This window comes from Microcystis sp. M165S2, from assembly GCF_020245885.1.
GTDB lineage: Bacteria > Cyanobacteriota > Cyanobacteriia > Cyanobacteriales > Microcystaceae > Microcystis.
This window is the reverse complement of sequence record NZ_JADBTZ010000079.1, coordinates 1-7,279: the sequence shown is the minus strand read 5'-3', so window position 1 is coordinate 7,279 and position 7,279 is coordinate 1. Positions and strand designations below refer to the sequence as shown.

Annotated in this window: 6 protein-coding genes; 5 read left to right on the top strand and 1 reads right to left on the bottom strand. The window is 39.6% G+C overall.

Translation table 11 applies throughout. The annotated features are described in order from the left end of the window. Nucleotides 1-45 (bottom strand): helix-turn-helix domain-containing protein (locus IM479_RS22520; protein ID WP_353737100.1); only part of this gene is annotated, 45 nt, incomplete at its 3' end. A 91-nt stretch (nt 46-136) separates the two neighbouring features. Between IM479_RS22520 and IM479_RS04435 the strand changes: the two genes are divergently transcribed. The 5 genes from IM479_RS04435 (at nt 137) to IM479_RS04415 (ending at nt 6,988) form a co-directional block, all read left to right on the top strand. Next, the gene (locus tag IM479_RS04435) at nt 137-769 is read left to right on the top strand and encodes a DUF3782 domain-containing protein (protein ID WP_287686316.1); all 633 of its coding nucleotides are present in this window, start codon (nt 137-139) and stop codon (nt 767-769) included. 88 nt (nt 770-857) lie between these two features. Next, nucleotides 858-1,217, top strand: a complete 360-nt coding sequence (locus IM479_RS04430; protein ID WP_287076199.1) for a CU044_2847 family protein — start codon at nt 858-860, stop codon at nt 1,215-1,217. 17 nt (nt 1,218-1,234) lie between these two features. After that, the gene (locus tag IM479_RS04425; protein ID WP_287686315.1) at nt 1,235-3,211 is read left to right on the top strand and encodes a VMAP-C domain-containing protein; all 1,977 of its coding nucleotides are present in this window, start codon (nt 1,235-1,237) and stop codon (nt 3,209-3,211) included. Nucleotides 3,212-3,219: 8 nt separating this feature from the next. Continuing rightward, nucleotides 3,220-4,239, top strand: coding sequence for an AAA family ATPase (locus tag IM479_RS04420; RefSeq protein ID WP_287686314.1), 1,020 nt, complete (start codon nt 3,220-3,222; stop codon nt 4,237-4,239). Beyond that, the gene (locus tag IM479_RS04415) at nt 4,232-6,988 is read left to right on the top strand and encodes a formylglycine-generating enzyme family protein (RefSeq protein WP_287699260.1); all 2,757 of its coding nucleotides are present in this window, start codon (nt 4,232-4,234) and stop codon (nt 6,986-6,988) included. Before IM479_RS04420 ends, IM479_RS04415 begins: the two co-directional genes overlap by 8 nt. Nucleotides 6,989-7,279 lie beyond the last annotated feature (291 nt).

The window sequence follows — 7,279 nt, the reverse complement described above, 5'->3', positions numbered from 1 at the left end:
TTGTTCGGGTGTGGGGTAAAATCGAAACGAGTAGGCTTTTTCCATGTCTCACATTTTAGCATATATTTGGTAAATGCGCTAGTATTTAACGGTAAAGCCGTCGTAGAACGACGGGGTTTCAGACCCAAAATTTTCGATGAGTGAACCTGTAACCCTTGAGGATATTTACCAGCTATTCCGCGCTTCGGCCGAGGAGTTTGATCGCCGTTTAAGGGAAAGCGATCTTCCTCGGGCCGAAATGGAACGTATTTTTGCCGAAGCGAAATTAGAAAGCGATCGCCGGGCCGCCGAAGTCGAGCGCTCGATGGCAGAACTGAAACGCACCGTAGAACGAACCAGCAAAGCGGTAGATAGTCTCACCACTCCCTGGGGTCGATTTGTGGAAGAATTGGTAGAACCGGCGGTTTTACGGCTTTTTCAGGAGAAAGGCATTGATATTAAGGAAGTTTATCCCCGTGCCAGAGTCAAACGTCAGGGCATCGCCATGGAAATTGATATACTAGCGGTGGATGATACAGAACTCGTGGTGGTGGAATGTAAATCTAGATTATCTAAAGATGATGTGGATGAATTTATCGAAAATTTGACTCGTTTTAAAATCGCTTTTCCCCATTACAAAAACTATCGAGCTTACGGTGCAGTGGCGGGAATTGAAATTAACAAAGGTGTAGATCGCTATGCTTATAAAAAAGGTCTATTTGTGATTAAACCCTCTGGGGATACGGTGGCAATTATTAATGATGCTGACTTTCAACCAAATACTTGGTAAAGAGATATAATTAGGTATGAGGCCAAAAAGATGGCGTTGTGATTGATTAAGTCTGGGCAAACGCAATAAAATAAACAGGAGAATTTTTATGACTCGTTTAGTGGAATTTACCTCAGAGGAGGGGACTATTTACATCGAGGTGGATGAAAAGTTACCCTTACCCAAACCGAAACCAGAAGATGAACTTATTAGTCGAACAGATCAAATAGCTGTTAAAGCCACTCAATCTTTTGAAGACGCATTAAATGGGATAAAACCGGTGGCAAATGCCATAATTAATAAGGTCAAAAGTTTGAATGAACCTCCTGATCAGGTAGAGGTAAAACTCGGGATAAAAATGACTGTTGGTCTAGGGGCTATTATTGCATCTGGCAGTGCCGATGTTAATTATGAAATTACCCTAAAATGGGATAACAAGGAAAAAAATAAGCAATCATCTACTCAATGAGGACTTAGATAGAAATAATGGTTGCATCTCTAGAATTTTCTGTGGTCAGAATTTATAAGCAACGAAAAAATCAAGATGATAAAATAGAAATTGTTGGGGCAGGATTTCTAATATCATCAGAATACTTGATTACCTGCGCTCATGTTGTTAATGAATCTTTAGGATTAATAGTTACATCTACTAAGAAACCCACTGACATTATTGAGTGTGATTTTCCGATAATTGCATCGGGTACATCTTTAAAAACAACCGTAGAGGTTTGGTATCCGGTTAAAATTAACAGCAATGATCCCCAAGATATTGCTATCTTAAAATTAAAAGATTCAGTTCCTTCACAAGCTCAACCAGTTTCTTTAATTACCTATGAAATAGGAGATTTATCTGATCATAATTATAAAGCTTATGGTTTTTCCAGAAACGAAGGTGTCTGGTCTGATGGTAAGATACAAGGTGATATTGCTAACAACAAAATTCAGATAGAAGATAATAAAAGCACGGGATATGCTGTAGAAGGTGGGTTTAGTGGGACAGCTATCTGGGATGAGCAATTGGGGGGAGTAGTGGGGATGGCAGTAATGGCTGATAAGGAAAAATTGGTTGCAAAATCTGCATTTTTTATTCCTACTAATGTTCTTTTAAAAGCTTGGGATAGGTTGCTAGATTTAGCACGAGTAGAGGGAAGAATACCTGAAATTATCTCCTGGATTAGATGTGTATTTGAAAACAAGAATTATCAAGATCAACTTAATACAGCTTATGAAAATTTAGTAATTGAAGTGAGGGATAATTTAGTGGATTTACCTAGAAAAATTCCTTTCTCTTGGTCTGATTTTATAGAAATAATCTATCAATTAGATGAAAGACATTTTACCTATACTTCTCAATCAAAATTTTCTTGGTTAGAAATATTTATTGGCTATTTAGTTATTCAGTTAAACTCAACAGATGCTCTGGCAAAGTTATTAAAAGAATGGCTAAAAAAATATCAAACAAAATGGGAAGTTTTAATCAATACTTTAGAAAATAATCGCCAGCAGCGATCGCTAAATGTTTCTCAAAAATCAACAGACAAAAATCCCTGCTTATTTGTTAGCCTTACAGAAGAAAACAAATCTTTAATGCTGAGAGCTTGGATTGTTAAAGATATCAACAGTTATCATCCCACAGAAAAAGAACCTCAAAAACGTGGAGAATATCAATCTTTAACCCCCAATGAAGGAATAAGTCTGGGTAATCATCTCCAAGAAAATGAATTGATTAATCACCTGAAAAAATTTAAACGAGAATCAGAAAATATCTGTCAATCTTCCCTAGAAAAAGTTCAATTTTTTCTACCCTATAGATTTATTGAAAAAGAGATTAAACCGATTGATTTATTCTCAATTCATGAAGTGGCAATAGCTACAGGCTGCGATCCCCATCATTGGGGAATCGATCATGAGATAATCATGAGATTTTCAGAACGAATAACAGCCGAAAATATCAAAAATCAACAAAGCTATTTATGGATCAAAAAATGCCAACTTTTTCGGAATATACAGCAGCAAAATTTGACCCAAATCTTAAAATGTGAAGAAGAAATCCAAGAACTGATCGAATCAAACAATCAGCAAGCAATTATCTTTAAAAAAACTCTGGCCAATAATGACCATCCGAATAAAATACTCAAATATCATAAATTTAACAATGTTATCGGTTCAAGGTTAACTAATCTCAGTCAAGAAAACTCCTTAGAGTTAAAAAATATTCTAGCCATTTTATACGAAACTGGAATCCCTTTATCTCTGTGGATACGACCCGATGCCAACCAAGAACTTAATTGTCAGGAAAAATTAGACCCTATCTGTCAATGTCCACTAGAAAAATTACCAGAAATAATTAAAAATAACCGTTCCGTCGCTTGGTTAGAAGATAATCATATTGGGAATCATCTATCATTACTTTGGGATGACTATCAGCTTGTTCCCCCCAACTATCCACTTTTGATGCCATAAATTAAACTATGACAGACTGGAAAAAATTTACAGGAAATCAAAAACCCACAGACGCTTGGACATTACCAGAACCCCCCAGCTGGCGACCTTTTGGCAAAGAAAAGCAACCGGGAGAAAGTCGTCGTAAGCATCGGGGAGAAACCTTTCTAGTGCGCGACGAAGAAATAAAAATGGTCAATGCAGCCTTGTATTTACGGCGACCTTTATTAGTAACTGGCAAACCCGGAACAGGAAAGTCATCTCTTGCCTATAAAGTCGCCCAGGAATTAAAATTAGGAGAAGTATTATACTGGCCTATTACCACCCATACTACCCTAAAAGATGGACTTTATAACTATGATGCGATCGGTCGGTTACAGGAGGTTAAATTACTGGAACGACAGCAAAAAGAATTAACCCCAGAAGAACGAAAAGACCAATTAAAACAGATTGAAAAATATATTACCCTTGGACCCTTGGGAACCGCATTATTAGAGTCAGAAAAGCCAAGAATACTGTTAATTGATGAAATTGATAAGAGTGATATCGATTTACCCAATGATTTACTCACCTTATTTGAAGAAGGACGCTTTGAAATCCCCGAATTAGTTAGGCTAAAAGAAGAAGTTCCAAGGGTTGATGTCCGAACTGCTTATACCGATACAACCGACATTACCAAGAAAGATATAAAAACATCTATAGAAGATGGTTTAGTTATCTGTAAGGCTTTTCCTTTTGTGATTTTAACTAGCAATGGAGAACGAGACTTTCCTGCACCTTTTTTGCGTCGTTGTCTCCGTTTAACCATGAAAGAGCCAGAGAAACCCGACTTAATTAAAATAATCGAGGCACATTTAGAAGAAACAATTACTAACAATCCAGACATCGATAAACTGATTGATAACTTCATTCAAAAGCGCAATTCACAAACCCTAGCTACGGATCAATTACTTAATGCTATTTTTATGGTCAAAAAAGGAGCTATATCAACTCAAGATGACCTCATTAGTCAACTTTTGAAAGATTTGGGGACGATAGAAGATGAGTGAATCCCCATCTAATTCATCAATTAAAAAACTATTAGATTATCTAGAGCAAACAGGACTAATCGAACGGTTACAACTCAGTGATGAAGATGTAGCTGATAGCATCTGGTTGGCCCTACAAATGGGAGTTGAAGACTTGCAACCACCCCCAAGAAATCCAGAAAATAAACAGCCAATAGATTCATCAACTTCTAATGAAATAGAGAAAAATTTAGAGGACATTCCAGAAGATAACCTATCAAAATCTCAGCCAAATATCGATGTTATTACCGAAGAATCTCTCCCCCAAGAAATAGAGAAAACTACCCCAATCCAAGGCTTTCCTTTTCAAGTTCCTGCTGCCGCGGCACTACAGACAGCACTCCCGATTAGTCGCGCTTTGCGTCCTTTCATGGGAAAAGTTCCCTCAGCAACTAAAACGATTCTAGATGAAGAAGCAACCGCTTCTTTTATTGCAGAAAGGGATATTTGGCTACCTGTGACTAAACCCCAACCGGAACGCTGGTTAACCCTCGAATTAGTAGTAGAAGAATCTAGATCCTCTTTTATTTGGCGAGAATTAATTAATGAGTTACAAAATCTCTTAGAAAATCAAGGAGCATTTAAAAACGTCAGAGTTTGGCAACTATCAACCTCAAATAATCAAGAATTACAGTTAGTAAGACGCAGAAAAAAAGCTAAACCTCAACAACGTTATCACTCCCATAAAGAACTTATTCATCCCAGGGGACAGGGATTAGTTTTATTAGTAAGTGATTGTGTTTCTCCTCTCTGGCAAAAAGCCTTAATTCATCCTTGGCTAAAAGATTGGTCGGAAAAACAACCCACCGCTATTCTGCAACTTTTCCCCGAAAGATTATGGAATAGTACCCAACTAGGACGGGGACGTAAACTCTTTACCACTGCTTTAACTGCTGGTGTTCCCAATCCGAAATTAATCTTAAAAAATTATCCCCAATGGCTACCGATTAACTGGCAAAATACCCTTCTTATTCCCGTAATCACGTTAGAAATAGAAGTCCTCAAGCAATGGGCAAAAGTTGTCGCTGGTTCAGGTAATGCTCAGATTTCCGCTTTTTTATTTGATTTAGAATTTATTAAACAACAAATTATTGAAATTCCCCCTATATCCAGAGAGGAAAATAAGCAAGACAGCGAAGATAAAAACAGCATCAAAAATAAAGCCGAGGCAATGGTGGAGCGATTTTTTGCCACCGCTTCAGAACCAGCCAAAAAATTAGCAAAAATGATGGCAGCTGCCCCGGTAAGTATGCAGGTGGTCAATCTTATTCGTAAAACTCTTTTAAACGAAGTGCGTCCCGTTCATGTGGCAGAATTCTACATGGGAGGTCTATTAAAACCGATTGTAGAAAATGAAGAAGGACAGTATCGAGTCTATGACTTTTTGCCCGGGGTACGTCAAGTCTTAAATGATGCTATCGGTAGGCGACAAACTATCAAGGTACTCGATGCTATTTCCCAATATATTGCTGGGGAAATTAAAAGTCCTATCCGCAGTTTTGCCGCTTTATTAACCCTATTACCCACCTATCCCCCAGAACAAAGAGAAAAAATTCTTCCCTTCGCTCAAGTCAGCATCGAAGTCTTAGGCAATCTGGGGGGAGAATACGCAGAATTCGCCGAAAAAATCGCCGTTAATATCTCCAATCCCCTTCCAATCCCTAAACCCTCGGAACCTCCCTTAAAAACCCGTACCTTTGAATTTATCGTAGCAACCATAAAACGTCAGTCTCGTCTATCGGGATTATTTCCTAAACGAGAAAAATGGGTAATTAAAAAGGAAAAAAGGCAAGCAAAAGGCATTGTCCAAAAACTAGCCGAGGGAGTCGAATTGGAATTGATGGAAATCCCCGGCGGCACATTCACGATGGGAACGGAAGACGAGGAAATCGAAAGACTGGTGAAAAAATTTGGTTGGGAAGGATTTAGAAGGGAAAGACCACAACACCGAGTAACCGTTTCCTCTTTCTACATGGGGCGTTATCCCATCACCCAGGCCCAGTGGATAGCAGTTGCCTCCCGCACGGATTTAAAAGTAGAAAAAGACCTTGACCCTGATCCCTCTTACTTTAAAGATCCCCCCAAACCCCCCTTAAAAAGGGGGGCTTCCGATTCCCCCCCTTTTGAAGGAGCTAGAGGGGGATCACCGACGCGCTGGGATAGACCCGTAGAACAAGTTAGTTGGTATGATGCCGTCGAATTTTGCGCGAGATTATCGAAATTGACAGGGAAAGAATACCGACTTCCCAGCGAAGCGGAGTGGGAATATGCCTGTCGTGCTGGGACAACCACCCCATTTCACTTTGGGGAAACCATTACCGGGGAATTAGCCAACTACAATGCCAGCAGAACCTACGCTGACGAACCAAAGGGAGAATATCGACAACAAACGACCCCCGTGGGACAGTTTCCCCCCAATGCCTTCGGGCTGTACGATATGCACGGCAATGTCTGGGAATGGTGTTTAGATCCGTGGCACGAGAATTATCAAGGTGAGCCGCCGAGAGACGGAAGCGTTTGGGACGAAAACAATAATGATAATCGTTATCAAAGCCTATTAATTAGTACAAAAAAACTCTTGACAGATAGACCAAACCGTGTATTGCGGGGCGGTTCTTGGTGCTTCTATCCGGATTACTGCCGTTCCGCTTTCCGCGACTTCGACTACTACCGCCGCGACGACTTCAACGACCTCGGTTTTCGGGTTGCGTGTGTCTCCCCAGGGCTTTGACTCTTTGCTCTTTTGCCCTCTTGACCTTTTACGGAATTTTTTTGAGGCAACTATAGTACAATCGTATTAATTTAGGGGTGGTCAATTATTTAGGGTTTGCGGCAAAAAGTTTTTCGTGGGGGTAGGGTGTGGGGTGTGGGGTGTGGGGTGTAGGTTTTTACCGATTCTGAGGGGGTCAATTACCTAATTTTCAGAGAAAAAGTCCCGGAATTTTCCCCCCGATCACTCCCAGAACTGGTACTTTTTGATTGACAAAAAGTCTAAAAGTCTTACCCAACAAGGTTTTTAGAT

Bases quoted from the DNA above. Each gene is read 5' to 3' on its own strand.
- IM479_RS04435 (WP_287686316.1), top strand. From the start codon at position 137: ATGAGTGAACCTGTAACCCTTGAGGATATTTACCAGCTATTCCGCGCT.
- IM479_RS04430 (WP_287076199.1), top strand. From the start codon at position 858: ATGACTCGTTTAGTGGAATTTACCTCAGAGGAGGGGACTATTTACATC.
- IM479_RS04425 (WP_287686315.1), top strand. From the start codon at position 1,235: ATGGTTGCATCTCTAGAATTTTCTGTGGTCAGAATTTATAAGCAACGA.
- IM479_RS04420 (WP_287686314.1), top strand. From the start codon at position 3,220: ATGACAGACTGGAAAAAATTTACAGGAAATCAAAAACCCACAGACGCT.
- IM479_RS04415 (WP_287699260.1), top strand. From the start codon at position 4,232: ATGAGTGAATCCCCATCTAATTCATCAATTAAAAAACTATTAGATTAT.